The sequence below is a fragment of the Agromyces mediolanus genome (genome assembly GCF_044917495.1).
In the GTDB taxonomy this organism is placed as follows: domain Bacteria; phylum Actinomycetota; class Actinomycetes; order Actinomycetales; family Microbacteriaceae; genus Agromyces; species Agromyces mediolanus_B.
On the sequence record NZ_JAVSSI010000001.1, the window covers coordinates 365,675 to 392,548 of the forward strand.

Genomic DNA, 26,874 nt, shown 5'->3' on the forward strand with positions numbered 1-26,874 from the left:
TGCGCAATACTGAAAGGGTGTCTTCTCCCTTCCCGCGCGCGCACAAGCCCAAGCTCGGATATCACACGGGCGAAGTCGACGAGTTCCTGCGAGTGGCGCGGCGAGCCTACGACGGCACGCCGGCGCCGGGGGACCAGTCGATCACAGCCGAATCCATCCGCATGACCGCGTTCGGCATGCAGAAGCGCGGCTACTCGACCGATCACGTCGACGCCGCGCTCGAGCGCCTGGAAGACGCCTTCGCGGCCCAGGAGCGCCGCACCTCGGCGCTCCTGTACGGGCAGGAGGCCTGGTTGCGGGAGGCGCGCACGACGGCGCAGGTGATCACGAACCGGCTCGCCCGGCCGGAGCACCAGCGCTTCTCGCGAGTGAACCCCCTCGTCACGGGGTACCGCGTGGACGAGGTCGACCGCTTCGCCGACAAGCTCACCCGGTACTTCCGCGACGGCTGGCCGATCTCCGTCGACGATGTGCGCACCGTCACGTTCCGGCCCCAGCGCGGCGGCTACCGCGAGGCCCAGGTCGACCTCGTGCTCGACGCGGTCGTCGACGTGATGCTGGCGGTGCGATGATCGGGGCGGTCTGGCTAGACTCGGAGCATCGTGGGTAGGCACTCGGACGCCGGCGCGCCAGGCGCATCGATTCGCCGTCCCCAGCCCGCCGCGGAGCTCGCACCCGCGACGGCCCCCGCCGCGCGGACGGCGACCGTGCCGGTCCGTTCGCGGATCAAGCAGGCGCTGACCGTCGGATTCGCCTCGGCGGCGAGCATCGGCATCGTCCTCGTGAACCTCGTCGACCCGACCGTCGACGCGCGCGCGACCGCGGCATCCGGCGTGGAGTTCGCCGCGGCCGGCGACCGCTTCGAGGGCCGCGCGGTGCAGGACCTGGAGCTCGAGGGCGACTACACGCTCTCCGTCGGCCGCGAGGACTACGCAGTCGAGAAGAAGCCCGAACCGATCGTGGAGGCTCCCGAGTCGGTGGCCTGGGCGCCGCCCGCCGTCGAGCCGGATCCCGGTTCGGCCCAGGGCTACGCCTCCGGCGCGGTCGCCGCGCGCGGCTGGGGCGCCGGTGAGTTCGACTGCCTCGTCGCGCTGTGGGACCGCGAGTCCGGTTGGCGGGTGAACGCGCACAACGAGTCGAGCGGGGCGTACGGCATCCCGCAGGCACTCCCGGGGTCGAAGATGGCCAGTGCCGGCGACGACTGGGAGACGAGCGCGGCCACGCAGATCGAGTGGGGGCTCGGCTACATCCAGGGCCGCTACGGCTCGCCCTGCGGAGCCTGGGCGCACTCGGAATCGGCCGGCTGGTACTGATCGGGGATCGACCGGTCCCGCTCCGCGACGCGGCAGCGCGCGCGGCCGGGTCGGCATCCGCGTCGCCATAGACTGGAACGCATGGCACCCTCGCACCGCTCACGTGGTCGGTCCGCGCGTGCACGCGAGCCGCACCCCGAGCTCGACGTCGAGCGGCTGACCTCCGGCTGGCGGCGCACCGAGTCCCATCGTGGCCGGGAGTGGAACGTTCAGCCCGTCTCGGAGGCGCAGGCGCAGAAGGCGTACGCGTGCCCCGGATGCGGGCAGGAGATCCCGCCCGGCACCGCGCATCTCGTCGTCTGGCGGGCAGACGGCGTTCTCGGCGACGCGGCGGACCTCGCTGCGCGCCGCCACTGGCACACGCACTGCTGGAAGGCGGGCAGATGACGCAGCACCCCTCGGCCGATCCGGGCCCCGTGGAGATCCGCGCGGGCCTCGAGCTCCCCGCCGTGCGGGAGGAGGTCGAGCTCGTCACCGCTGACGGCCTGCGCCTCGTCGGCGAGCTCGCGACTCCCGAGGGCCGGGCCCCGGTTGCGACCCTCGTGACCCTGCACCCGCTCCCGACGGCCGGCGGGTTCATGGACTCGCACATCCTCCGCAAGGCGGCCGCCCGCCTTCCCGCCCTCGCCGATCTCGCGGTGCTGCGGTTCAACACCCGCGGCACGAGCTCGCCGCGGGGGACGAGCGAGGGCAGCTTCGGCGAGGGCGTCGGCGAGCGAGCCGACGTCGCGGCGGCCATGGCCTTCGTCGAGTCGCGCGGACTGCCGCACCCCTGGCTCCTCGGCTGGTCCTTCGGCACCGAACTCGCCCTGAAGTACGGTCTGGAGCACCGCATCGAGGGCGCGATCCTCCTGTCGCCGCCGCTCCATCGCACGAGCGAGGCCGAGCTGCTCCGCTGGCAGGACGCCGCGCCCCGCGTCGTCGCGCTCATCCCGGAGTTCGACGACTACCTGCGGCCTGCGGACGCGGCCGAGCGCTTCGCGGGCGTGCCGCGGCTCGAGCGCATCGATGTCGCGGGCGGGCGCCATCTCTGGGTGGGGGAGACGCAGACGCGTCGCGTCCTCGACGAGATCGTCGCCGTGGTCAACCCCGCCGCGGCACCGTTGCCGACGACGTGGCCGCCGACGACGCCCGCCGCCACCGGCTGACGGCCGGCCGGCTCAGCGCTCGTTCTGGCGGGGGATCACGACCTGCTTGATGAGGAGCAGGAGGGACGCCGCGACGGGGATCGCGACGAGGGCGCCGAGCACCCCGAGCAGCGCTCCGCCGGCGAGCGCCGCGACCACGACGAGTGCGCCGGGCACTTTGACCGCGCGGTTCATGATGCGCGGGCTCAGCACGTATGCCTCGACCTGCATGTAGACGATGTAGTAGATCGCGGCGACCAGCGCGGTGAGCGGTGAGCCGAGTCCCGGGATGAAGCAGACGAGCACGATCAGCACCGATCCGGTGAGCGTGCCGACGAGCGGGACGAGCGAGAACGCGAACGCGACGAAGGCGAGGACCGCCGAGAACGGCGCCTGGATGACCGAGAGGAAGATGAAGCTCGCGATGCCGTTGATCGCCGCGAGCGAGACCTGCCCGATGACGTACCGGCCCACCGACTGGGTGATCTGCTCCGTCAGGTCGGCGAAGCGCGGACGGCGCGAGGCCGGGACGAGCTGGTAGATGCCGCGCTTCATCGTGTTGAGCGAAGCGGTGAAGTAGAGCGTCAGGATGACGACGATGATGACGGCGAAGAGGCCCGAGCCGAGGGCCACCGCGACCTGCCACACGCCGCCCGCGAGTTCGCTGATCTTGTCAGGATCGCTCACGAAGTCGACGACGCCCTTCGAGACGCTGTCCCAGATCTCCTGCACGTTGAGCAGCGGGAACTGCTGCTGCAGCGAGTCGAGCGTGCCGGCGACCCAGTCGGTGGAGTTCAGGTTCGCGACGAGGAGCGGCACCCGCTGGACGAGCTGGCCGACCTGCTCGACGATGATCGGGATGACCGCGAGCAGCAGCGCGGCGACGAGCGCGGCGACGCCCGCCATCACGATGAGGATCGAGCCCCAGCGGGGCACCCCTCGTCGCTCGAGCCAGGCGATGGCCGGTTCAAGGCCGAGGGCGAGGAAGAGGGCGGCGCCGACGTAGGTGAGGATCGTCGAGAGGCTCGCGATCGACATCAGGATGACGAGCCCGACGCCCACGCCGAGCGTGCCGACGAGCCCGACCCGGAACGCGTTCTGGATCTTCATATGCCGGGAGCCGCCCCGCCGCCGCTACTCGGTGTCCGCCGCGACCTGCTCGGCCTGCGTCAGCACCCCGCGGAGGCTCTCGAAGTAGCCGGCGACCGCGTCCCGCTCGATGCGGATCTGCGAGAGGCGGTCCTCCGCGTCGGCGACGAGGGCGCGGGTGCGCTCCTCCGCGTCGGAGATGAGCTTGCGGGCCTGGTCGTGCGCGCCCTGGACGCGCGAACGCGCATCCTCCTCCGCCTTGTCGCGGAGCTCGGCGATCTCGGCGCGGACCTCGGTCTCGAGCCGCTCCACCTCGGCACGGCTCGAGGCGGTGCGGGCGACGGCGTCGGCGAGCTCGGCGTTCGCCTCGTCGAGGAACTTCTTCGTCTCGGCGACGCCCTGCTGGTGGGCCGCGAGCAGCTCCTGCTCGGCCTCGTCGCGCTTCGCCGCGAGCTCCGAGTCGAGGTCGATGCGGGCCTGCTCGATCTCGCGGGTCATCCGGTTGACCTCGTGCGTCGTCTTCTTGCGCATGGAGGTGAGCTGGTTGTCGAGGTCGATGCGGGCCTGCTCGGCCTCGGCCTCGAAGTCGGCGCGCGCCTGCTCCTGCTCGAGGGCGAGGTCGGCGCGCATCTGCTCGAGTTCGGCGGCGTGCTTGGCACGGAGGCGCTCGAGTTCGTGGCTGAGCTTCTGCTTCGCGGCCTCGGCCTCGCGGGCACGGTCGATCGCGGCCTGCTCGCGCTCGCGCTCGAGCTCCTCGCGACCGGCGTCGAGCTCGCGGGCGAGGTCGGTGCGCGCCTGCTCGAGCTCGTGCCCGAGCGCGGTGCGCTGCTCCGCCGTCTCGGCCGCGACCGCCGCACGTGCCTCCTCGCTCTCGCGGGCGAGGTCGAGGCGCGACTGCTCGCTCTCCGCGGCGAGGTCGAGTCGGACCTGCTCGCTCTCCTTCGCGAGTTCCGCGCGGGCGCGATCGAGCTCGACCGCGACCTCCGCGCGGGTCTGCTCGGTCTCCTGGGCGAGGCCGGCGGCGGTGGCCTTCGCCTCGTTCGCCTCCGCGTTCGCCTCGGCGAGTCGTTCGGAGGCCCGGCGCTCGGCGTCGGCGATCGCGGCGGCGGCCTCGCGCTTGGCGCTCGCGCGGAGCTCGGCGGTCTCGGTCGACGCGGAGCTGCGGATGGCGGCGGCGTCGCGCGCCGCCTCCTGACGCAGCTGCTCGCTCGTCTCGTGTGCGCGGGCGACCATGTCGTCGGCTTCGGCGCGGGCGTTCTCGAGCATCCGGCTCGCCTGGGCGCGCGCCTCGGAGATCGTGCGCTCGGACAGCTCCTGGGCGTCCGACTTCAGGACGTACACCTCGTCCTCGGCGGCACGGCGGAGCTTCTCCGCGTCGATGTCGGCCTGGGCGATGAGCCGGGTCGACTGCTCCTCGGCCACCCGCAGCGTGTTCTCGAGCTTCGTGCCGAGGCCGGAGAAGGTCGGGCTGCCGACCTCTTCGAGTTCTGCCGTGAGCTCCTCGATCCGGGCGAGGAGACGCTTGTTCTCCTTCGACGCCTCGGTCGACTGGGTGTTCGCGGCGATGATGTCCCGACGCAGGCCGTTGATCGCCTTGTCGACTTCGTCCTTGTCGTATCCGCGGAACACCTGGGTGAACTCGGTCTCTTCGACGGCCATTCTTCCTCCGTGTCGGTCCCGCGGCGACGGAGGTGGCGCGCGGGAATCGCCTCCGATTGTACGGGTACGAGCCGTGGCCGGGGTTTTCGTCTTCAGCTGACGGTTAGGAGACGCCCAGGGACGCTGGGTAGTGTGGAATGTCTTTGCCCCTGGAGGTCCTACGTGCGATTCGTCCTCGCCATCGTGGCGTTCGTCGCTGCGGCCGTGCTCATCGGGCTGGGAATCGCCCAGCGCACGGTGTTCCTCGAACCCGCTCGCGTGTCGCTCACCGCGGCGATCGACGAGCCGGCCGACTACGTCGTCATCGAGCCCGATGCGCTCGCCGCCCACCCCGGGAAGCAGACGCTGAGCGCCGCCGGCGACGGCACCGTCTTCCTCGCCTACGGTCGCTCGTCCGACGTCGAGGCCTGGGTCCGCTCGAGCGACCACGTGACGGTCCGGTACGACGCCGAGACCGACGCGCTCGTGACCGAGCGGGTCCCCGCCGAGACGGATGCCCCGGCCGAGGAGCCGCCCGCCGACGGCACCGCCGCCGAGCCTCCGGCCGCCCCGACGACCCCGGCCACGCCCGAGGCGCCCGCCGCCGACACCGCGACGCTCTCGCCGGCCGGCTCGGATCTCTGGCTCGACCAGTTCACGGGCGACCGACGGGTCACGACCACGATCGCCGCCCCCGAGGGCATCTCGGTGATCGTCGCGTCCGGCTCGGAGGACCCGGCCCCGGACCAGGTCGTCGTCGCCTGGCCGCTCGACAACTCGACTCCGTGGGCCGGGCCGCTCCTCGTCGGCGGCAGCGCGCTGTTCGTCGTCGGACTGGTGCTCCTCCTCCTCGGGATCCTGCACCACCGTCGCTCGCGCGGACCGCGCCGCAACCTGCCCAAGGGGCCGCGCGGGCTGCGTCGCGGTGCGAGCCAGGCCGCGCAGTCGCGTGCGCTCGGCAAGGGCCGTCGCGCCATCCTCGCCCCGATCGTGCTCGTGCCGGCCCTCGCGCTGACCGCCTGCTCCGCCGACTACTGGCCGAGCTTCGAGCAGGCGCCGCAGAGCGACGCGGCCACCGCGACCCCGGGCCCCACCGAGAGCGAGGCACCCGCCGAGGGCGAGCCCGCCGAGGAGAGCCTGCCCGCGGTGACCGAGCCGCAGATGGAGCGGATCATGCGCACCATCTCCGAGTTCACGGTCGCGACCGACGAGGCGCGGGCGAGCGACGCGCTCGAGACGCGGTTCACCGGACCCGCCCTGGAGGCGCGTGCCGCCGACTACACGATCCGCGGCACGCTCCCGGACCAGACCCAGGCGCTCGCGATCCCGCCGGGCCCGCTGTCGGTCATGCTCCCGCAGCAGACGAGCGCCGACCCGACGACGGGCTGGCCGCGCACGGTGCTCACGGTGATGGAGTCCTCCGAGGACGCGGCGGTCGCGCCGACGGCGCTGGTGCTCCAGCAGGACGCGCCCCGGGACCAGTACCACGTGCTGTACACGATGTCGCTCGTGCCCGGTCCGGAGTTCCCGGACGTCGCGCCCGCCTCGATCGGCGCGCCGATCATCGCGCCGGAGTACAAGGGCCTCACGCTCGCCCCGTCGCAGGTGTCGACGGCCTTCGCCGACATCCTGATGAAGGGCGCCGAGAGCGAGTACGCGCCGCTCTTCGACCTCGAGGGCACCGATCTCGACGACACGCTGAACGCCACGGCCCGGGCGAACGAGGTGCAGGGGGCGAACCCGACGATCACGCTCAGCGTGTCCGCCGTCGCCGGTGATGCGCCGGTCGTCGCGCTCGCCACCAACGACGCGGGCGCCCTCGTCTCGACGCTCGTGCGTCGCACCGAGCAGTCGCGGCCGAACGACGGCGGGACCACCGGGTTCAAGGAGAACACGCCGGCCCGCGCCCTCTCGGGCTTCACCGAGCAGAGCGCGAAGGGCGTGCAGTCCACCCGTGATCTGCAGCTGCTCTTCTACGTGCCGGCGGTCGGCACCGACGAACCCATCCGGCTCCTCGGCTGGTCCGAGAGCCTCGTCAGCGCTTCGGAGGTCCAATGACGAACGCCAACGATCCGATCGGCCTGCGCGGCGCGGTCGATCTCTCCTCGCTCGCGCAGCGGGCGCAGGCGCCGGCCGGCGGTGCGCCCTCGGGCGCGGGCGGCGGTGCGGACCCGCTGATCGTCGAGGCCGACGACCAGACCTTCGGACGCGTCCTCGAGCAGAGCAAGACGGTCCCCGTCGTCGTGGTGCTCTGGGCCGGGTTCAGCGAGCCGTCGATCGAACTCGTCGACCGGGTCGCGGGGCTCGTCCGCGCCCGCGACGGCCGGTTGCTCCTCGCCGCGGTCGACGCCGAACGCAGCCCGCAGCTCGTCCAGGCGCTGCAGGCGCAGTCGGTGCCCACCGTCGTCGCGCTCGTCGCCGGGCAGCCCGTCCCGCTCTTCGCGGGGACGCAGCCAGACGACGTGATCGACCAGCTGTTCGACCAGCTCCTCGAGCTCGGCGCGCAGCACGGGGCGACCGGGCGCATCGATCCCGCCGGGGCCGCCGAGGGCGAGGCCGCCGAGCCGGTCGAGGCGCCGCTGCCCCCGCTGCACCAGGAGGCGTACGACGCGATCGAGCGGGGCGACTACGCCGCGGCCGAGACCGCGTACCGCACCGCGATGGCGCAGGACCCGCGCGATCAGCTCGCCGTCGCCGGCCTCGCGCAGGTCCGCCTGCTGGGCCGGCTGCAGGGCAAGTCGCTCGACGAGATCCGGAACGCCGCGGCATCCGCCCCCGACGATCTCGACGCGCAGCTCGCCGTCGCCGACCTCGACCTCTCGGGCGGGCACATCGACGACGCCTTCGACCGGCTGCTGAGCCTCTTCCCGAGCCTCGCCCCCGAGGACAAGACCACGGTCCGCGAGCGGCTCGTGGAGCTCTTCGAGGTCGTCGGCACGGAGGACCCGCGGGTCGCGGTCGCGCGCCGGCGCCTCGCGAGCCTGCTGTACTGAGCGCCCCGCTCAGCCCTCGTAGCGGAACCAGAGCGCGCCGAGCGGCGGCAGGGTGACCGTCGCGGAGGCGGGCCGCCCGCCCCAGGGCGTGTCCACCGCGGCGATCGCGCCCAGATTGCCGACGCCGGAGCCGCCGAACTCGACGGCGTCGGAGTTCAGCACCTCGGCCCAGCGCCCGGTGGCGGGGAGGCCGAGGCGGAAGGCCTCGTGCGGTCGTCCGGCGAAGTTCACGACGCAGAGCAGCGGCACCCGCTCCCGGTCGTAGCGGAGGAACGCGACCACGTTCTCCGCGGCGGCACCGCCCTCGACCCATTCGAAGCCCGCCGAGTCGTCGTCGAGCTGCCAGAGCGACGGGGAGTCGCGGTAGACCCGGTTCAGCCGTCCGACGAACTCCGCCAGCTGCCGGTGCGAGGGCTGGTCGAGGATCCACCAGTCCAGGCCGCGCTCCTCGCTCCACTCGGAGAGCTGCCCGAACTCCTGTCCCATGAAGAGCAGCTGCTTGCCGGGATGCGCCCACATGAACGCGAGGTAGGCGCGCGTCGTGGCGAGCTGCTGCCAGTGGTCGCCCGGCATCTTCCGCACGAGCGACCCCTTGCCGTGCACGACCTCGTCGTGGCTGATCGGCAGCACGAAGTGCTCGCTGAAGGCGTACTGGAACGAGAACGTCAGCTCGTCGTGGTGGTGCGCCCGGTACATCGGGTCGTGCGCGACGTACTGGAGGGTGTCGTGCATCCACCCCATGTTCCACTTGTAGCCGAAGCCGAGTCCGCCGGACGACGTCGGCGCCGTGACGCCCGGCCACGACGTCGACTCCTCGGCGATCATCACGACGCCCGGGTTGCGCTTGTACGCGGTCGCCGTCGCCTCCTGCAGGAACGCGATGGCCTCGAGGTGCTCCCGGCCGCCGTGCTCGTTCGGCAGCCACTCGCCGTCCGCGCGCGAGTAGTCGAGGTAGAGCATCGAGGCGACGGCGTCGACCCGCAGTCCGTCGACGTGGAACTCCTCCAGCCAGAAGAGGGCGTTCGCGACGAGGAAGTTGCGCACGCGCGGGTTGCCGTAGTCGAAGACGAGCGTGCCCCAGTCGCGCTGCTCGCCCCGGCGCGGGTCGGCGTGCTCGTAGAGGGGCTCGCCGTCGAAGCGGGCGAGCGCCCACTCGTCCCTCGGGAAGTGCCCCGGCACCCAGTCCATGATCACGCCGATGCCCGCGCGGTGCAGGCGGTCGATGAGGTACTTCAGGTCGTCGGGGGAGCCGAAGCGGCTCGTCGCGGCGTAGTAGCCGGTCACCTGGTACCCCCACGAGCCGCCGAAGGGGTGCTCCGCGAGGGGCATGAACTCGACGTGGGTGTAGCCGAGCCAGTCGAGGTACTCGATGAGCTCGTCCGCGACGTCGCGGTAGCCGCGGCCGGGCCGCCAGGAGCCGAGGTGGAGCTCGTAGATGCTCATGGGGCGCTCGTGCACCGATCGCGCCGCACGTTCGGCGAGCCAGGCGCCGTCCTCCCAGCGGTGCTCGCTGCGCGAGACCACCGAGGCGGTCGCGGGGGCCTGCTCGGCCTGCCGGGCCATCGGGTCGGCCTTCATGATCCAGGTGCCGTCGGCGGCGAGCAGCTTGAACTTGTACCGGGCGCCGGCCTCGACCTCCGGGACGAAGAGCTCCCACACGCCGCTCCCGCCCATGCTGCGCATCGCGTGGCCGCGCCCGTCCCAGCGGTTGAAGTCGCCGACGACGCGCACGGCGCGGGCTCGCGGCGCCCAGACGGTGAAGGCGGTGCCGGTGACGGTCGATCCGCTGCCGCGGTGGGCGCGGAGGTGCGCGCCGAGCGCGTGCCAGAGCTCCTCGTGCCGCCCTTCGCGGATGAGATGCAGGTCGAGCTCGCCGATCGTCGGCTCGAAGCGGTAGGGGTCGTCGGCGATCCACTCGGTGCCGTCGCCGTAGCGCGCGAGGACGCGGTAGCCGGTCGGCACGCCGTCGTCGCCGCCGGACCAGATCCCGTCGCCGAGGTGGGCGAGGGCGATCGTCCGGTCGTCGTCGCACAGCGCCTCGACGGCCTCGGCGAGCGGGCGCCGCGTCCGGACGAGCGTGCGAGGCGCGCCCTCGGACTCGCCGCCGTGCTGGCCGAGGATCGCGTGCGGGTCGGAGTGGCGTCCCTCGGCGAGCGCCGCGAGCACGTCTGGTGGAAGCAGTTCAGGCATCGTGCCTCGCCTTCGGCGGGGAGTCGGCGGCCCCGAGCGGCTGCACGTGGAGCACGTGCGCGGGCCGGGTGAAGGCGTCGAGCCGGACGTACGCGTCGGCGCCCCACTCCCAGCGCTGCCCGGTGACGAGGTCCTCGACGGCGAATCGGGCGCCAGGGGGCAGTCCGAGCGCGTCGAGGTCGAGGTGGACGGTCGTCTCCCGCACGGAGTGCGGATCGACGTTCGCCACGACGATGATCGTGTCGTCGGCGCCGGTGCCCGTGTAGGCGGCCGCGAGGCGCTTGGAGTACACGAGGACGGCGTCGTCATCGCTCGTGTGGAAGTGCAGGTTCCGCAGCTGGCCGAGGGCGGGGTGCTCGGCGCGGATCCGGTTCAGGATGCCGAGATAGAGCGCGAGCGAGCGGCCCTCCGCCTCGGCGAGCGCGAAGTCGCGGGGCTTGTACTCGTACTTCTCGTTGTCGATCGCCTCCTCGGCGCCGGGGCGGGCGACCGACTCGAAGAGCTCGAAGCCGGAGTACACGCCCCAGCTGGGGGCCGCGGTCGCGGCGATCGTCGCGCGCACGGTGAAGGCGGCGGGGCCGCCGAACTGCAGGTACTCGGTGAGGATGTCGGGGGTGTTCACGAACAGGTTGGGCCGGAGGAAATCGGCCGTGTCGCGGGCGAGCCCGCCCAGGAACTCCTCGAGCTCCTCCTTCGTGTTCCGCCAGGTGAAGTACGTGTACGACTGCTGGAAGCCGGCCATGGCGAGCGCGTGCAGCATCGCGGGCCGGGTGAACGCCTCCGCGAGGAAGACGACGTCGGGGTCGTCGGCGTTCACCGTCGCGATCAGCCGCTCCCAGAAGGCCAGCGGCTTCGTGTGCGGGTTGTCGACGCGGAAGATGCGCACGCCCTGGGCCATCCAGTGCCGGACGATCCGGAGCACCTCGGCGAAGATCCCCTCCGGGTCGTCGTCGAAGTTCACCGGATAGATGTCCTGGTACTTCTTCGGCGGGTTCTCGGCGTAGCGGATGGTGCCGTCGGGCAGCACGGTGAACCACTCCGGGTGCTCGGCGACCCAGGGATGGTCGGGGGACGCCTGCAGCGCGAGGTCGAGCGCCACCTCGATGCCGCGGGAGGCGGCCTCGCGGACGAAGCGGCGGAAGTCGGCGAGGGTGCCGAGGTCGGGGTGGATCGCGTCGTGCCCGCCCGGACGGCCGTCGGCGAGCGGGCCGCCGATCGCCCAGGGCGAGCCCGGGTCGTGCGGGCCCGGGTCGAGGGTGTTGTTCCGGCCCTTGCGGTTCGTGACGCCGATCGGATGGATGGGCGGGAGGTAGACGACGTCGAATCCCATCGCCGCGATCCCGTCGAGGCGCTTCACCGCGGTCCGGAAGGTGCCCGATTTCCAGCTGCCGTCGGCGCGCCGCTTCGCGCCCTCCGAGCGGGGGAAGAACTCGTACCAGCTGCCGACGCCGGCGCGGCGGCGCTCGACGAGGAGCGCCTGCTCGGGGGAGTCGCCGGCGAGCCGGCTGAGCGGGCGGAGTTCGAACTCCGCGAACGCCGGATCGTCGACGAGCGCACGCCGTTCCGCGGCGTCGAGGCCCGTATCGCGGAGCCGCACAGCCAGCGCGCCGAGCCGGCGGCGCACCGCGGCCGGGCGATCGCGCTCGGCCGCCGCGCGGTCGAGCAGCCGCGCCCCGAGCTCGTACATCAGCTCGACGTCGACCTCGGCGTCGATCTTCACCGCGGCGTCGTGCCGCCAGGTGCCGATCTCGTCGTCGAAGCCGGTGACGTGCCAGCGCCAGTGCCCCGGCTCGTCGAGCTGCGCCTCGGCGAGCCAGCGATCGGTGCCGGGCCCGGCCGTCGTCATCCGGCGCCGGAGGACGAGTCCGCCGGGGGAGGTGAGCACCAGGATGGCGCCGACGAGATCGTGCCCCTCGCGGAACACCGTCGCGCCGAACGGCACCACCTCGCCCTCGAAGGCCTTCGGCCGCCAGCGCGGGTCTGGCGCGGCCGGGGTGAGCCCGGTCACGGGGATGCGGTCGGCTGCGAGGCGGAACGTCACCCTCCGAACGTTAGCGCAGCCGGGTTTCGGCGTCGCCCGGGACGAGCGGTGACGTCGCGTTCACACGCCGGACACGCCGGCCTCCTAGTCTGAGGGGGTGAAGTCGATCCGGAAGTTCACCGTCCGCGCCGTCGTCCCCGAGCGTCTCGCCGCGCTCGAGAAACTCGCGGCGAACCTGCGCTGGGCGTGGCACGAGCCCACCCGCCGACTCTTCGAGCACATCGACCCCGAGGCGTGGGCGCGCTCCGAGCGCGACCCGGTGACCTTCCTCGGCGAGGTCGAACCGGCGCGGCTCGACGCCCTCGCCGCCGACGAGGACTTCGTGTCCTGGGCCGAGCGCGAGCGGGCCGGCCTCGACGCGTACCTCGCCGAGCCCCGCTGGTATCAGGGGCTCGAGGGCGAACCGCCCGGGCTCGTCGCGTACTTCTCGCCGGAGTACGGCATCGCCGCGGCGCTCCCGCAGTACTCGGGCGGACTCGGCATCCTGGCCGGCGACCACCTGAAGGCCGCATCCGACCTGGGCGTCCCGCTCGTCGCCGTCGGGCTCTTCTACCGCACCGGCTACTTCGCGCAGTCGCTCTCGCCGGACGGCTGGCAGGAGGAGCGCTACCCCGCGCAGGACCCCGACGGGCTGCCGCTGTCGGTGCTGCGCCGGCCGGACGGCAGCGCCGTGCAGGTCTCGCTCGCCCTCCCCGACGGGGGCACCCTCGCCGCGCGCGTCTGGCGCGCCGCCGTCGGCCGGGTCACCCTGCTGCTGCTCGACACCGACGTCCCGACGAACGCCGACGAGCTCCGCGGCGTCACCGACCGGCTCTACGGCGGCGGCAGCGAGCACCGGCTGCTGCAGGAGCTGCTCCTCGGCATCGGCGGCGTGCGGGCGCTGCGCGCCTGGGTGGAGCTCACCGGGGCACCGGAGCCCGAGGTCTTCCACATGAACGAGGGGCACGCGGGCTTCCTCGGGCTCGAACGGATCTCCGCGGCGATCGGCGAGGGCCTGACCTTCCCGGAGGCGCTCCAACTGGTGCGCTCGGGCACGGTGTTCACGACCCACACCCCGGTGCCCGCCGGCATCGACCGCTTCGATCGGGCGCTCGTCGAACGCTACGTCACCGCCGAGCTGCTCCCGGGCGTCGCGCCCGCGGACGCCCTCGCGCTCGGGGTGGAGCCGGGGGCCGACCCGGCCACGAGCGCCTTCAACATGGCCGTCATGGGGCTCCGGCTCGCGCAGCACGCGAACGGCGTCTCGGAGCTGCATGGCCGGGTGAGCCGTCGCATGTTCGCCGCCCTCTGGCCGGGCTTCGACGCGGAGGAGGTGCCGATCACCTCGGTCACGAACGGCGTGCACGCCCCGAGCTGGACCGACCCGGCCCTCGTCGCGCTCGCCGAGCGCTCGCTCGGCACGGACGACAGCGAGCACGCCGACTGGCTGAGCCCCGCCGTCGGCGATGCCGAGCTGTGGGCCGTGAAGCGCGAGATGCGGACCAGGCTCGTCGAGGAGGCGCGACGACGGCTCGTCGCCGCCTGGCTCGAGCAGCACCCGGGCGGGCACGCGCCGGAGTGGATGGCCCGCGCGCTCGACCCGGACGTCCTCACCGTCGGCTTCGCCCGCCGCGTTCCCACGTACAAGCGCTTGACGCTCATGCTGCAGGACCCGGAGCGCTTCGCCGCGATCCTCACCGACCCGGCGCGACCCGTGCAGTTCGTCATCGCCGGCAAGGCCCACCCGGCGGACGACGAAGGCAAGCGCCTCATCCAGCGGCTCGTGCAGTTCGCCGCGCGGCCGGAGCTGCGCGAGCGCATCGTGTTCCTCCCCGACTACGACATCGGCATGGCCGAGCTCCTCTACCCGGGCTGCGACGTCTGGCTCAACACGCCGCTCCGCCCCCTCGAGGCGTGCGGCACCTCGGGCATGAAGGCCGCCATGAACGCCGCGCTGAACCTCTCGATCCTCGACGGCTGGTGGGCGGAGTACGCCTCGGACGACTTCGGCTGGGTCATCCCCTCCGCGGACTCCGCCGGGGAGGACGCCGACCGCGACGCCCGGGAGGCGGCCTCGCTGTACGAACTGCTCGAGCACCGCATCGTGCCGGCCTACTACGACCGCCCCGACGCGGGGGAGTCCGCCGCGTTCTTCGAGCGGGACGCCGACGGGGTGCCCGGCGAATGGGTGCGGATGCTCCGCACCACCCTCACCCGGCTCGTGCCGGAGCTCGGCGCCGACCGCATGGTGCGCGAGTACGTCGAGCGCCTCTACCGGCCGGCGGCCGAGCGGCGCAGGGCGATGGTCGCCGACGGTGCGCGCGGCGCCCGCGAGCTCGCCGCCTGGAGCGCCCGCGTGCGCGCGGAATGGCCCGCCGTCAGGGTCGTGCACGTCGAGTCCGGCGGCCTCGACCAGCCGGCCGTCGGCGACGAGCTGCACGTGCGCGCGGAGGTCGCCCTCGGCGGCCTCGACGACGCCGACGTCGCGGTCGAGCTGGTCTCCGGACGGAGCCGGGCCGACGACTCCCTCGCGGAGCCCCGCACGACCCGGCTTTCCCGCACCGGCGACGGCGAGTACGGCGGCACCGTCACGCTCGACCGCGCGGGGGCGTTCGGCTACACCGTTCGGATCGTGCCCTCGAGCCCGCTCCTCGCGGGACCCGCCGAGCTCGGGCTCGTCGCGCTCGCCGAGGGGTGAACGCCCGGGTTCAGCGGGACCGGGCGATCGGCGCGTAGCGGCCCGAGGTCACCCGGAGGAGTTCGTCGGGCGCGAGCTCGAGGTCGAAGCCGCGCCGACCGCCGGATACGAGGATCGTCTCGAACAGGATCGCGGTCTCGTCGAGCACCGTCGGCAGCGCCGTCTTCTGCCCGATCGGACTGATCCCGCCGACGACGTAGCCGGTCTTGCGCTCGGCGAGCGCCGGATCGGCCATCTCGGCCCGCTTGCCGCCGACCGCCTGCGCGAGCGCCTTCAGGTCGAGCTGCTCGGCCACCGGCACGATCCCGACCACGAGGCCGCCGTCGACCGAGGCGAGCAGGGTCTTGAACACCCGCTCGGGCTCGACGCCGAGCTTCTCGGCCGCCTCGAGTCCGAACGCCGCCGCGCGCGGGTCGTGCTCGTACGCGCGCGGCACGTACGGGACGCCGGCCGCGGCGAGGGCCACGGTGGCGGGAGTGCCGGCCGAGGCATCCGACCGCTTCGCCATCAGCCCTCGCCCTCCGCGACCGCAGCGGGCTCGGCCCGGAGCAGCTGCATCGACCACGCGCCGACGGCGAGGCGGTCGCCGGGGGCGAGGCGGACCGACGATCCCTCCGGCTCCTCCAGCGCGGAGTCCCACAGCGGTGCGTACGCGACGACCCCGTCGTGCCTGGGGAGGACGACCTCGGTGTCCGCGCCCCGCGCGTGCACGACGAGGAGGATCCGGTTCGGCGGCTCGTGCTCCGGGGTGGACGCCGCGAGGAACTGCAGCGTGCGCTCGCCGGGAGAGTTCCAGTCGTCGATCCCCATCGACGCGCCGTCGGCGTTGTACCAGTCCATCTGGGTCGCGCTCGGCGTCGTCTCGCCGAACACCCCGTAGCGGATCGGCCGGAGCGCGGGATTCTCCGCCCGCAGCCGGATGAGCGTCTGCACGGTGCGCCGGAGCGCCGGCGCGGAGTGCGGCCGATCCTCGGCGGTCCAGGCGAGCCAGGTCAGGGGGGAGTCGTGGCAGTAGGCGTTGTTGTTGCCGCGCTGCGTCCGGCCGTACTCGTCGCCCGCGGTGAGCATCGGCACCCCCGCCGACAGCAGCAGCGTGCCGAGCAGGTTCCGGATGCTCCGCCGGCGCGCCGCCCGCACCTCGGGGTCGGCCGCCTCGCCCTCCACGCCGTGGTTGTACGAGAGGTTGTGGTCGGTGCCGTCGCGGTTGTCCTCGCCGTTGCCGAGATTGTGCTTCACGTCGTACGCGGTGAGATCGGCGAGGGTGAAGCCGTCGTGCGCGGTGATGAAGTTCAGGCTCGCGAGCGGGCCCCGCTCGGGCGGGAACGTGTTCGCCGAGCCCGCCAGACGCGTCGCGAAGCGGCCGATGCCGCTGCCTGCGGAGCCCGTCTCGCGCTCGCGCCTGAGGTCGCCCAGCCAGAAGTCCCGCATCCGATCGCGGTACCGGTCGTTCCACTCGCTGAACCCCGCGGGGAACCCGCCCGTGCGCCAGCCGTCGGGGCCGAGGTCCCACGGCTCCGCGATGAGCTTCGCGGCACCGATCACCGGGTCGTCGAGCATCCCGCGGAGCAGCGGATGCTCCGCCGTGAACCCGCCGTGGTCGTCCCGTCCGAGGGTCGCCGCGAGATCCAACCGGAAGCCGTCGACGCCGAGTTCGCCCGCCCAGTACCGCATCGAGTCGAGGACGAGCCGCACCGCGGGCGCCCGGCCGAAGTCGAGCGTGTTGCCGCATCCCGTCGTGTCCACGTAGCGGCCGTGGGCGTCGTGCCGGTAGTACGCGGCGTTGTCGATGCCGCGGAAGCTGTACGTCGGCCCCTCGCGGTCCTCCTCGGCGGTGTGGTTGTAGACGACGTCGAGCACGAGCTCGAGGCCCGCCTCGTGGAGCCGCCGGACCATCCCCGCGAACTCCCGCCGCACGCCCGCGGCGCCCTCCGCCTGCGCCGCCGCCGAGGCGTACGCGCCGTGCGGGGCGAAGAAGCCGAGCGTGTTGTACCCCCAGTAGTTCACCCGGCCCTGCCGGATGAGCCGCTCCTCGGAGACGAACGCCTGCACCGGGAGGAGTTCGACCGTCGTCACCCCGAGGTCGAGGAGGTACTCGAGCGAGGCGTCGTGCGCGAGCCCCGCGTAGGTACCGCGGAGCGCCTCCGGCACGGCGGGATTCCTCCGGCTGAAACCGCGGACATGCGTCTCGTAGACGACCGTGCGGTCGAGCGGCACCCGGGGCGGGGCGACGCCGCCGCCGTCGAAGCCGTCCCCGTCGCCGAGCCGGCCGAGCGCGACGCCGCGCCAGGAGCCGTCGCCGGCCCGGACCAGACCCCGCGCGTAGGGGTCGAGCAGATCGTGCACGGGATTGAACGCGTGCTCGACGCCGGTGGGGCCGTCCACCCGGACCGCGTACCGCGCACCGGGCACGAGCGCGCCCGAGCGGCCCGACCACACGCCGTGCTCGTCCCGGGCGAGGGAGACCCGATCGACCGCCCAGTCGAGGTCCTCGCCGTCGAAGACGACGAGCTCGACCGCGTCGGCGTGCTCCGACCAGATCCGCAGCTCCCCGCCCTCCGCGCCGGGCGCGGCACCGAGCGCGCGCAGAGGATCGGGGGCCGACATGCGATCTACAGTAGTTCGTGGACGTCGCGCAGTCCGCGCACCGCGGAGTGCGGAGACCGGCCGACGGCACGCGTCCATCGCCAGGAGCGCAGGAGAGGAGCACGGGATGCCCGTCTACCTCGACCACGCCGCGACCACGCCGATGCGTCCCGAGGCCGTCGCCGCGCTCACCGCCGCGCTCGCCACGGTCGGCAACCCGGCCTCCATCCACAGCGCCGGACAACGGGCCAAGCGCTCGCTCGAGGAGTCCCGCGCCGTGATCGCCGCGACGCTCGACGCCGATCCCATCGAACTCGTCCTCACCGGCAACGGCACGGAGGCGATCAACCTCGCCGTCAAGGGCCTCTACTGGCAGCGCCAGCACGACGCCCGGCGGCCCCGCGTCGTGCTCCCCGCCGGCGAGCACCACGCGACCCTCGACACCGTCGAGTGGCTCGCCGCGCACGACGGCGCCGAGGTCGTCGAGCTGCCCGTCGACGCGCTCGGCCGGCTCAGCACCGACGCGCTCGCCGCGGAGCTCGAGGCCCACGCCGCCGAGATCGCGCTCGTCACGATGCTGTGGGCCAACAACGAGGTCGGCACGGTGCAGCCCGTCGCCGAGGTCGCGGCGCTCACCGCGGCGGCGGGGGTGCCGCTGCACCTCGACGCGGTCGCCGCGTACGGACAGCTGCCGGTGGGCCTGCACGCGCTGCGCCGCGAGACCGCTGCGAAGCCGGGGGAGGGACTCGTCGCGATCAGCGTCTCGGCGCACAAGATCGGCGGGCCGGCCGGCATCGGCGGACTCGTGCTCGACCGCACCGGCCGCATCGAGCCGCTCATCCACGGCGGGGGGCAGCAGCGCCGCGTGCGCTCCGGCACCCAGGACGTCGCGGCCGCCGCCGCCTTCGCCGCGGCCGCAGAGACGGTCGCGCTCCGGCTCGACGCGGATGCCGCACGCATGGCCGCGCTCAGGGACCGGCTGATCGCCGGCGTCGCAGAGGCCGTGCCCGGGGCCGTGCTCTCGGGCGACCCGGACGCCGCGGGACGGTTGCCCGGCAACGCGCACTTCGCCTTCCCCGGCTGCGAGGGCGACTCGCTGCTCTTCCTCCTCGACGCCGCGGGCGTCGCGGTCTCGACCGGCTCGGCGTGCCAGGCGGGGGTGCCCGAGCCCTCGCACGTGCTCCTCGCGATGGGACGCAGCGAGACCGAGGCGCGCGGCGCGCTCCGCGTCACGTTGGGCCATGATTCGACGGATGCCGACGTCGACGCCTTCCTCGCGGCGCTGCCCGCTGCTCACGAACGGGCGGCGAGGGCCGGGCTCGCCGCCCGGCGCACCTCCTTCGACCGCTGAGCCCGCGCCCGGCATCCGGTGCGGCGCCCGCCGATCCGCGCCGTCCGGCCGCCGTCCAGCCGGGACTTCGTAGACTGGACGGCATGCGAGTGCTAGCAGCCATGTCCGGGGGCGTCGACAGCGCCGTCGCCGCGGCGCGCGCGGTCGAAGCCGGCCACGACGTCGTCGGCGTGCACCTCGCGCTCAGCCGCATGCCCGGCACCCTCCGCACGGGCAGCCGGGGATGCTGCACGATCGAGGACTCGATGGACGCGCAACGCGTCGCGAACCTGCTGGAGATCCCGTACTACGTCTGGGACTTCTCCGAGCGGTTCAAGGAGGACGTCGTCGACGACTTCGTCGCCGAGTACACCGCGGGCCGCACGCCGAACCCGTGCATGCGCTGCAACGAGCGCATCAAGTTCGCAGCGCTCCTCGAGAAGGCCCTCGCGCTGGGCTTCGACGCGGTCGTCACCGGGCACTACGCGAAGGTGCTGCCGGGGGCGTCCGGCGAGCTCGAGCTGCACCGCGCGAGCGCCGAGGCGAAGGACCAGAGCTACGTGCTCGGCGTGCTGACGGCGGAGCAGCTCGCGCACGCCTGGTTCCCGCTCGGCGACACGCCCTCGAAGGAGCTCGTGCGCCAGGAGGCGGAGCGGCGCGGCCTCGCGGTGGCGCGGAAGCCCGACTCCTACGACATCTGCTTCATCCCGGACGGCGACACGAAGGGCTGGCTCGCCGATCGTGTCGGCGAGACGCCCGGCGACATCGTCGACCGCACCGGCGCCGTCGTCGGCAGCCACGACGGGGCGCACGCCTACACGGTCGGGCAGCGGCGCGGGCTCCGGCTCGGCACGCCCGCCCCGGACGGCCGCCCGCGCTTCGTGCTCGAGGTGCGCCCGAAGGAGAACACCGTCGTGGTGGGACCCAAGGAGGCGCTCGCGACGGCGGAGATCGCCGGTTCGCGGTTCAGTTGGGCCGGGCTCGACCCCGTCGCCTCGGGGCTCGTCGCGGCGGAGGGGGCCGAGTTCGACTGCGAGGTGCAGATCCGGGCGCACGCCGATCCGGTGCCCGCCGTCGCGCGCATCGATCGCGACGGTGCGGGCGCCGCCGAGCTCGTCGTCCGGCCGGCGCAGCCGCTCGACGGCGTGGCGCCGGGGCAGACCGCCGTCGTCTACGTCGGTACCCGCGTGCTCGGGCAGTGCACCATCGACCGCACCGTCAGCGCCGTCCCCGTCGGGGCGTAGATGAGCGGGCCCGCGCTCGCGAGCCAGCGTCCGGAGGCCGGGATCGCGCGTCCCGCGAAGGTCCTGGAGCTCGCGGGCGGGCGGCGCACGACCCCGCTCTGGCGGAACGAGGCCGGCGGGCTGACGTTCCGCATCGAGGGCGATCGGCCGCGCGTCGTGAAGTGGAACCCGCGGGACTCGGGCGAGTCGCTGGCCGACGAGGCGGAGCGGCTCCGCTGGCTCGCCGGACGGGTTCCGGCGCCCCGCGTGATCGAAGCGGGCGCGGATGCCTCGGGCGAATGGCTGCTGACCGAGGCGATCCCCGCGCGCTCGGCCGTCGACGAGCGCTGGATCGCCGAACCGGCGACGGCGGTGCGCGCGATCGCCGACGGCCTCGCGCGGCTCCACGCGCTCGACCCCGGCGACTGCCCGTACGACTGGAGCGTCGCGCACCGCATCGAGCTCCTGCGTCGCGACGGACGGCCGGTGCCGCCCGAGCTGCTCGATCCGCCGCCGGCCGACCCCGTCGTCTGCCACGGCGACCCGTGCGCGCCGAACACGCTGCTCGCCGACGACGGCGCCTTCGCCGCCCTCGTCGACGCGGCCCGGGTCGGCGTGGCCGACCGCTGGGCGGACCTCGCGGTGGCGAGCATGAGCCTCGACTGGAACTACGGATCGGGCTGGCAGCCGACCTTCTTCGCGGCCTACGGCGTCGAGCCCGACGAGCGGCGTCTCGCGTACTACCGGGCGCTCTGGAACGCCGAGTGAGTGTCGCCCGTCGTCCGTAGGATTGGCCTGTGAGCGAGACGACTGCTGCGAGCGAGTTCCCGGCCGATTTCGACGGCATGAGCTTCGACGAGGCGCGGGCCGAGTCCGAGCGACTGGCCGAGCGCATCGAGGGGGCGCGTCTCGCGTACTACGGCGACGGCGACTCGACGCTCTCCGACGCCGAGTACGACGCGGACTTCCACCGGCTCGAGGCGCTCGAGCGCGCGTTCCCCGAGCTCGCCGGCCAGGACAGCCCGACCCAGCAGGTCGGCGCGGCCGTCGTCTCGGCCGGCTTCCCCGAGCACGAGCACGCCGAACGCATGCTGAGCCTCGACAACGTGTTCTCGATCGAGGAGTTCCGCGACTGGGCCGCGAAGACGCAGGCGGCGGCCGGGCGGCCGGTGCACTGGCTGTCCGAGCTCAAGATCGACGGCCTCGCGATCAGCCTCGCGTACCGCGACGGCGTGCTCGAGACGGCGACCACCCGCGGCGACGGCCGCGTCGGCGAGGACATCACCGAGAACGTCGACTGGATCCCGGTGATCCCGCGCGAGCTCTCCGGCGACGGCTTCCCCGCCTTCTTCGAGGTGCGGGGCGAGGTCTTCCTGCGCACGGTCGACTTCGAGGCGCTGAACGAGCGGCAGCACGAGCTGCAGGCCGGCTACGAGGCCGAGCAGCTCGCCAAGGGCCGCCCGGCCGACGAGATCCCGACCAAATACCCCGAGTTCGCGAACGCGCGCAACACCGCGGCGGGCAGCCTCCGCCAGCGTCGCGAGAAGAAGGGCCCCCTCGAGCTCGAGCTGATGCGCGAACGGCTCGGCCGGCTCTCGATGTACCTGCACGGCATCGGCGCGTGGCAGCACCCCGAGGTGCGCGAGCAGTCCGAGATCTACGGCCTCCTCGCCGGCTGGGGCCTGCCCGTCTCCCCGCACTCCCGGGTCTTCTCCACGGTCGACGAGGTGGCCGCGTTCATCGCCGACCGCGGCGAGCACCGGCACGACGTCGAGCACGAGATCGACGGCATCGTCGTGAAGGTCGACGAGCTCGCCCTGCACGACGAGCTCGGCGCCACGAGCCGGGCGCCCCGCTGGGCGATCGCCTACAAGTACCCGCCGGAGGAGGTGCACACGAAACTCCTCGACATCGCGGTGGGCGTCGGCCGCACCGGCCGTGCGACCCCCTACGCGATCATGGAGCCGGTGAAGGTGGCCGGCTCCACCGTGCGGCAGGCGACGCTGCACAACCAGCAGGTGGTGAAGGCGAAGGGCGTGCTCATCGGCGACACGGTCGTGCTGCGCAAGGCCGGTGACGTGATCCCCGAGATCCTCGGCGCCGTGGAGCAGCTCCGCGACGGCAGCGAGCGCGAGTGGCAGATGCCCGAGCGCTGTCCCGAGTGCGGCACCCCGCTGCGCCCGATGAAGGAGGGCGACATCGACCTCCGCTGCCCCAACGCGAAGTCGTGCCCGGCGCAGGTGCGCGGGCGCATCGAGCACATCGGCTCGCGCGGCGGGCTCGACATCGAAGCGCTCGGCGAGGTGACCGCGGCCGCGCTCGCGCAGCCGACGGTCCCGGCCGAGCCCCCGCTCCCGACCGAGGCCGGGTTGTTCGAGCTCACGCTCGAGGAGCTGGTGCCGATCGAGGTGGTCGTCCGCGACGCCGAGACGGGCGAGGTGAAGATCGACGAGCAGACGGGCGAGCCGGTCCGCCGGCTGCCGTTCCAGAAGCTCGGCCCCGCCAGCTACCCGCCCGGCACCGAGTCGATGACCCCCGCCGAGCGCCGGGCGGCGGGCGTGCGGAAGGACCACCGCGAGGTCGGCCCGTCCGAGGCCGCCACGAAGCTGCTCGCCGAACTCGAGAAGGCGAAGACGAAGCCGCTCTGGCGACTCCTCGTCTCGTTGAACATCCGCCATGTCGGGCCGGTCGCCGCGCGGGCCCTGGCCGACTGGTTCGGCTCGCTCGACGCCATCCGCGCGGCCGATCGCGCCGAGCTCGCCGAGGTCGAGGGCGTGGGCGGCATCATCGCCGACTCGCTCGTCGAGTGGTTCGACGTCGACTGGCACCGCGAGATCGTCGAGCGCTGGTCGGCCGCCGGCGTGCAGTGGGCGACCCCGGGGCATCCCGGTCCGGGCGCCGTTGTCGCTGCGGGCGGCGTGCTCGCCGGCCTCACGGTCGTCGCCACCGGCAGCCTCGACGGCTACTCGCGCGAGGGCGCCCAGGAGGCGATCATCGCTGCGGGCGGCAAGGCGGCGTCGAGCGTCTCGAAGAAGACCGACTACGTGGCCGCAGGGCCCGGTGCCGGGTCGAAGCTCGCGAAGGCGGAGGAGCTCGGCATCCCCGTGCTCGATGCGGCGCAGTTCCGCGTGCTCGTCACGGAGGGCCCGTCGGCCCTCGGCGACTCGATGCCCGGCGACGCGCTCGAATAGACTGATTCCCATCCCCGTCACGACACGTTCGGAGCAGCATGCCTGAAATCAGTGCGGAGCAGGTCGCCCATCTCGCGACCCTCGCTCGCATCGCGCTCACCGAGGAGGAGATCGCGCACCTCACCACCGAGCTCGGCCAGATCATGCAGGCCGTCGAGCAGGTGAACCAGGTCGCGACCCCCGACGTCCCGCCGACGAGCCACCCCATCCCGATGCAGAACGTGTTCCGCGCCGATGTGGTGACCGACGACGTGCTGACCCCGGAGCAGGCGCTCGCCGGCGCCCCCGAGCGCGACGGCGACCGCTTCGTGGTCTCCGCGATCCTGGGGGAGGAGCAGTGAGCCACGCCGATGAGCTGATCCGTCTCAGCGCCGCCGAGCTCGCGGGCCGTCTCGGCCGCGGCGAGGTGAGCTCCGTCGAGGCGACGCGCGCGCACCTCGACCGCATCGCCGCCGTCGACGGCGCGGTGCACGCCTTCCTCCACGTGAACGCCGAGGGCGCCCTGCAGGCGGCCGCCGAGGTCGACCGGGCGCGTGCCGCGGGCGAGTCGCTGGGCGAACTCGCCGGCGTGCCGATCGCCATCAAGGACGTGCTCGTCACCGAGGGCATGCCCTCCACGTCGGGCTCGAAGATCCTCGAGGGCTGGATCCCGCCGTACGACGCCACGCCCGTCCGCAAGGTGCGCGAGGCCGGCCTCGTGCCGCTCGGCAAGACGAACATGGACGAGTTCGCCATGGGCTCCTCGACGGAGCACTCGGCGTACGGCCCGACCCACAACCCGTGGGACCTCGACCGCATCCCCGGCGGCTCGGGCGGCGGATCCGCGGCCTCGGTCGCGGCGTTCGAGGCCCCGCTCGCGCTCGGCAGCGACACCGGCGGCTCGATCCGCCAGCCGGCCCACGTCACCGGCACCGTCGGCGTCAAGCCGACGTACGGCGCCGTGAGCCGCTACGGCTCGATCGCGCTGGCCTCCTCGCTCGACCAGATCGGGCCGGTCACGCGCACGGTGCTCGACGCGGCGCTGCTGCAGGACGTCATCGCGGGCCACGACCCCCACGACTCCACCTCGATCGCGGAGCCGTGGCCCTCCATGGCCGAGGCGGTGCGCCGCGCCGACGTGCAGGGGCTCCGCATCGGCGTCGTGAAGGAGCTCGACACCGACGGCTTCCAGGCCGGCGTCCGTCAGCGCTTCCACGAGGCGCTCGAGCTCCTCGAGCGCAACGGCGCCGAGATCGTCGAGGTCGAGGCGCCGAACTTCGAGCACGCGATCGCCGCGTACTACCTCATCCTGCCCGCCGAGGCATCCTCGAACCTCGCGAAGTTCGACTCGGTGCGCTTCGGCCTCCGGGTCACTCCGCAGGGCGGCGGCACGGTCGAGCAGGTCATGTCGGCGAGCCGCGAGGCGGGCTTCGGCCCCGAGGTGAAGCGCCGCATCATCCTCGGCACCTACGCCCTCTCGGCCGGCTACTACGACGCGTACTACGGCAGCGCGCAGAAGGTGCGCACGCTCGTGCAGCGCGACTTCGACGCCGCGTTCGCGAAGGTCGACGTGCTCGCCACGCCGACGGCGCCGACGACCGCGTTCAAGCTCGGCGAGAAGCTCGACGACCCGCTCGCGATGTACCTGAACGACATCGCGACGATCCCGGCGAACCTCGCCGGCGTCCCCGGCATCTCGCTCCCCGCGGGCCTCGCGCCCGAGGACGGCCTGCCCGTCGGCATCCAGTTCCTCGCCCCGGCCCGCCAGGACGCCCGCCTCTACAACGTCGGCGGTGCGCTCGAGCGGCTGCTGGAGGCGGAGTGGGGCGGCCCGCTGCTCGCGAAGGCCCCCGACCTGTCGATCCACGAGCTCACCGCGACCGAGGAGGGCGCACTCTGATGGCGCGCGTCGAACTGATGGACTACGAGCAGGCGCTCGAGCTCTTCGAGCCGGTCATCGGCCTCGAGGTGCACGTCGAGCTCAACACCGAGACGAAGATGTTCTCGCCCGCGCCGAACCCGGCGAACGAGAAGTACCACGGCGCCGCGCCGAACACGCTCGTGTCGCCGGTCTGCCTCGGGCTGCCGGGCTCCCTGCCGGTGGTGAACGGCGAGGCGGTCGAGAAGTCGATCTCGCTCGGGCTCGCGCTCGGCTGCTCGATCGCGGAGTCGAGCCGCTTCGCGCGCAAGAACTACTTCTACCCCGACCTCGCGAAGAACTACCAGATCTCCCAGTACGACGAGCCGATCGCCTTCGACGGCGAGGTCGAGGTCGAGGTGGCCGACGGTCGCACCTTCCGGGTGCCGATCGAGCGCGCGCACATGGAGGAAGACGCGGGCAAGCTGACGCACATCGGCGGCGCCACCGGGCGCATCCAGGGCGCCGAGTACTCGCTGGTCGACTACAACCGCGCCGGTGTCCCGCTCGTCGAGATCGTCACGCGGCCGATCTTCGGCGCGGAGGGCGATGCTCCCGAGCTCGCGAAGGCGTACGTCTCGACGATCCGCGACATCGCCCTCTCGCTCGGCATCTCCGAGGCGCGGATGGAGCGCGGCAACCTCCGCTGCGACGCGAACGTGTCGCTGCGCCCCCGCGGCGCGGAGCAGCTCGGCACCCGCACCGAGACGAAGAACGTGAACTCGTTCCGGTCGATCGAGCGCGCGGTGCGGTACGAGATCCAGCGGCAGGCCGCCATCCTCGCGAAGGGCGGCGCGATCACGCAGGAGACGCGCCACTGGCACGAGGACACGGGCACCACGAGCCCGGGTCGACCGAAGTCCGACGCCGACGACTACCGCTACTTCCCGGAGCCCGACCTCGTGCCCGTGGTGCCCTCGCCCGAGCGCATCGCGGAGCTGCGCGACGCGCTGCCCGAGCCGCCCGCCGCCCGTCGCCGCCGGTTGAAGGCCGAGTGGAGCTTCACCGACCTCGAGTTCCAGGACGTCGTGAACGGCGGCCTCCTGAACGAGGTGGCCGCCACGATCGCGGCCGGGGCGAGCCCCGCCGCCGCCCGCAAGTGGTGGACGGGTGAGCTCACCCGGCTCGCGAACGCGGGCGAACGGGATGCCGCCTCGCTCGCGTCCCCCGAGCACGTCGCGGAGCTCGCCGCCCTCGTCGAGGCCGGCACGCTCACCGACCGGCTCGCGCGCCAGGTGCTCGAGGGCGTCGTGGCGGGCGAGGGCTCGCCGCAGGAGATCGTCGATGCCCGCGGGCTCGCGGTCGTCTCCGACGACGGTGCGCTGATCGCCGCGATCGACGAGGCGCTCGCCGCCCAGCCCGATGTGCTCGCGAAGATCCGCGACGGCAAGGTGCAGGCGGCCGGCGCGGTGATCGGCGCCGTGATGAAGGCCATGCAGGGCAAGGCGGATGCCGCGCGCGTCCGCGAGCTGGTGCTGGAACGAGCGGCGGCGGCCGAGTAGGCGCAGACCGCCATCCGCGCTGAGAGCCGGGGTCGACGAGGTCGGCTCCGGCTCTCAGCCGTTTCGTGGCCTGCTCCGAT

Annotated in this window: 20 protein-coding genes; 14 read left to right on the forward strand and 6 right to left on the reverse strand. The window is 73.3% G+C overall.

Annotated elements, in window-relative coordinates; genetic code table 11:
* Positions 1 to 17: 17 nt before the first annotated feature.
* From ROT00_RS01745 to ROT00_RS01760, 4 genes are all read left to right on the forward strand, one after another.
* The gene (locus ROT00_RS01745) at positions 18 to 572 is read left to right on the forward strand and encodes a DivIVA domain-containing protein (protein WP_404771872.1); all 555 of its coding nucleotides are present in this window, start codon (positions 18 to 20) and stop codon (positions 570 to 572) included.
* Positions 573 to 707: 135 nt separating this feature from the next.
* Positions 708 to 1,313, forward strand: coding sequence for an aggregation-promoting factor C-terminal-like domain-containing protein (locus tag ROT00_RS01750; RefSeq protein ID WP_404771873.1), 606 nt, complete (start codon positions 708 to 710; stop codon positions 1,311 to 1,313).
* A gap of 81 nt (positions 1,314 to 1,394) precedes the next feature.
* Positions 1,395 to 1,700, forward strand: coding sequence for a hypothetical protein (locus tag ROT00_RS01755; protein WP_404771874.1), 306 nt, complete (start codon positions 1,395 to 1,397; stop codon positions 1,698 to 1,700).
* On the forward strand, positions 1,697 to 2,461 hold the full coding sequence (locus tag ROT00_RS01760; RefSeq protein ID WP_404771875.1) for an alpha/beta hydrolase: 765 nt from the start codon (positions 1,697 to 1,699) through the stop codon (positions 2,459 to 2,461). Before ROT00_RS01755 ends, ROT00_RS01760 begins: the two co-directional genes overlap by 4 nt.
* A gap of 12 nt (positions 2,462 to 2,473) precedes the next feature.
* Here ROT00_RS01760 and ROT00_RS01765 read toward each other — a convergent pair whose 3' ends face one another.
* Together ROT00_RS01765 and ROT00_RS01770 are read right to left on the reverse strand one after the other, a co-directional pair.
* Complete coding sequence (locus ROT00_RS01765; protein ID WP_404771876.1) at positions 2,474 to 3,550, reverse strand: AI-2E family transporter; 1,077 nt, start codon at positions 3,548 to 3,550, stop codon at positions 2,474 to 2,476.
* A gap of 24 nt (positions 3,551 to 3,574) precedes the next feature.
* Positions 3,575 to 5,188: a DivIVA domain-containing protein gene (locus tag ROT00_RS01770; protein ID WP_404771878.1), complete on the reverse strand. Its 1,614-nt coding sequence runs from the start codon at positions 5,186 to 5,188 to the stop codon at positions 3,575 to 3,577.
* A gap of 162 nt (positions 5,189 to 5,350) precedes the next feature.
* Here ROT00_RS01770 and ROT00_RS01775 point away from each other — a divergent pair, with 162 nt between their 5' ends.
* Both ROT00_RS01775 and ROT00_RS01780 read left to right on the forward strand, forming a co-directional pair.
* Positions 5,351 to 7,225, forward strand: coding sequence for a DUF8094 domain-containing protein (locus ROT00_RS01775; protein WP_404771880.1), 1,875 nt, complete (start codon positions 5,351 to 5,353; stop codon positions 7,223 to 7,225).
* Positions 7,222 to 8,160 carry a co-chaperone YbbN gene (locus ROT00_RS01780; RefSeq protein ID WP_404771881.1) on the forward strand — a complete coding sequence of 313 codons (939 nt, stop codon included), beginning with the start codon at positions 7,222 to 7,224 and terminating at the stop codon, positions 8,158 to 8,160. The genes ROT00_RS01775 and ROT00_RS01780 overlap by 4 nt, the downstream gene beginning before the upstream one ends.
* A gap of 9 nt (positions 8,161 to 8,169) precedes the next feature.
* Here ROT00_RS01780 and glgB read toward each other — a convergent pair whose 3' ends face one another.
* The gene (gene glgB / locus ROT00_RS01785) at positions 8,170 to 10,350 is read right to left on the reverse strand and encodes a 1,4-alpha-glucan branching protein GlgB (RefSeq protein ID WP_404771882.1); all 2,181 of its coding nucleotides are present in this window, start codon (positions 10,348 to 10,350) and stop codon (positions 8,170 to 8,172) included.
* Positions 10,343 to 12,391, reverse strand: coding sequence for an alpha-1,4-glucan--maltose-1-phosphate maltosyltransferase (locus tag ROT00_RS01790; RefSeq protein ID WP_404771883.1), 2,049 nt, complete (start codon positions 12,389 to 12,391; stop codon positions 10,343 to 10,345). The genes glgB and ROT00_RS01790 overlap by 8 nt, the downstream gene beginning before the upstream one ends.
* A 97-nt stretch (positions 12,392 to 12,488) precedes the next feature.
* Between ROT00_RS01790 and glgP the strand changes: the two genes are divergently transcribed.
* On the forward strand, positions 12,489 to 15,068 hold the full coding sequence (gene glgP / locus ROT00_RS01795; protein WP_404771884.1) for an alpha-glucan family phosphorylase: 2,580 nt from the start codon (positions 12,489 to 12,491) through the stop codon (positions 15,066 to 15,068).
* Positions 15,069 to 15,078: 10 nt separating this feature from the next.
* Here glgP and ybaK read toward each other — a convergent pair whose 3' ends face one another.
* Together ybaK and glgX are read right to left on the reverse strand one after the other, a co-directional pair.
* The gene (ybaK, locus tag ROT00_RS01800; RefSeq protein WP_404771885.1) at positions 15,079 to 15,576 is read right to left on the reverse strand and encodes a Cys-tRNA(Pro) deacylase; all 498 of its coding nucleotides are present in this window, start codon (positions 15,574 to 15,576) and stop codon (positions 15,079 to 15,081) included.
* Positions 15,576 to 17,672, reverse strand: coding sequence for a glycogen debranching protein GlgX (gene glgX / locus ROT00_RS01805; protein ID WP_404771886.1), 2,097 nt, complete (start codon positions 17,670 to 17,672; stop codon positions 15,576 to 15,578). The genes ybaK and glgX overlap by 1 nt, the downstream gene beginning before the upstream one ends.
* A gap of 106 nt (positions 17,673 to 17,778) precedes the next feature.
* Between glgX and ROT00_RS01810 the strand changes: the two genes are divergently transcribed.
* The 7 genes from ROT00_RS01810 (at position 17,779) to gatB (ending at position 26,794) form a co-directional block, all read left to right on the forward strand.
* Entirely contained in the window at positions 17,779 to 19,002 is a 1,224-nt protein-coding gene (locus ROT00_RS01810) for a cysteine desulfurase family protein (RefSeq protein ID WP_404771887.1), read from the forward strand.
* Between the two features lie 83 nt (positions 19,003 to 19,085).
* Positions 19,086 to 20,225 carry a tRNA 2-thiouridine(34) synthase MnmA gene (gene mnmA, locus ROT00_RS01815; RefSeq protein WP_404771889.1) on the forward strand — a complete coding sequence of 380 codons (1,140 nt, stop codon included), beginning with the start codon at positions 19,086 to 19,088 and terminating at the stop codon, positions 20,223 to 20,225.
* Positions 20,226 to 20,972, forward strand: coding sequence for a phosphotransferase (locus ROT00_RS01820; RefSeq protein WP_404771890.1), 747 nt, complete (start codon positions 20,226 to 20,228; stop codon positions 20,970 to 20,972).
* 77 nt (positions 20,973 to 21,049) lie between these two features.
* Positions 21,050 to 23,395, forward strand: a complete 2,346-nt coding sequence (ligA, locus tag ROT00_RS01825; protein ID WP_404772143.1) for an NAD-dependent DNA ligase LigA — start codon at positions 21,050 to 21,052, stop codon at positions 23,393 to 23,395.
* 38 nt (positions 23,396 to 23,433) lie between these two features.
* Positions 23,434 to 23,736, forward strand: a complete 303-nt coding sequence (gene gatC / locus ROT00_RS01830; protein ID WP_404771892.1) for an Asp-tRNA(Asn)/Glu-tRNA(Gln) amidotransferase subunit GatC — start codon at positions 23,434 to 23,436, stop codon at positions 23,734 to 23,736.
* Positions 23,733 to 25,274, forward strand: a complete 1,542-nt coding sequence (gene gatA, locus ROT00_RS01835; RefSeq protein ID WP_404771894.1) for an Asp-tRNA(Asn)/Glu-tRNA(Gln) amidotransferase subunit GatA — start codon at positions 23,733 to 23,735, stop codon at positions 25,272 to 25,274. Before gatC ends, gatA begins: the two co-directional genes overlap by 4 nt.
* A complete protein-coding gene (gene gatB, locus ROT00_RS01840) occupies positions 25,274 to 26,794 on the forward strand; it encodes an Asp-tRNA(Asn)/Glu-tRNA(Gln) amidotransferase subunit GatB (RefSeq protein WP_404771895.1) in 1,521 nt (506 codons plus the stop codon). Before gatA ends, gatB begins: the two co-directional genes overlap by 1 nt.
* The last annotated feature ends 80 nt before the right edge of the window (positions 26,795 to 26,874 follow it).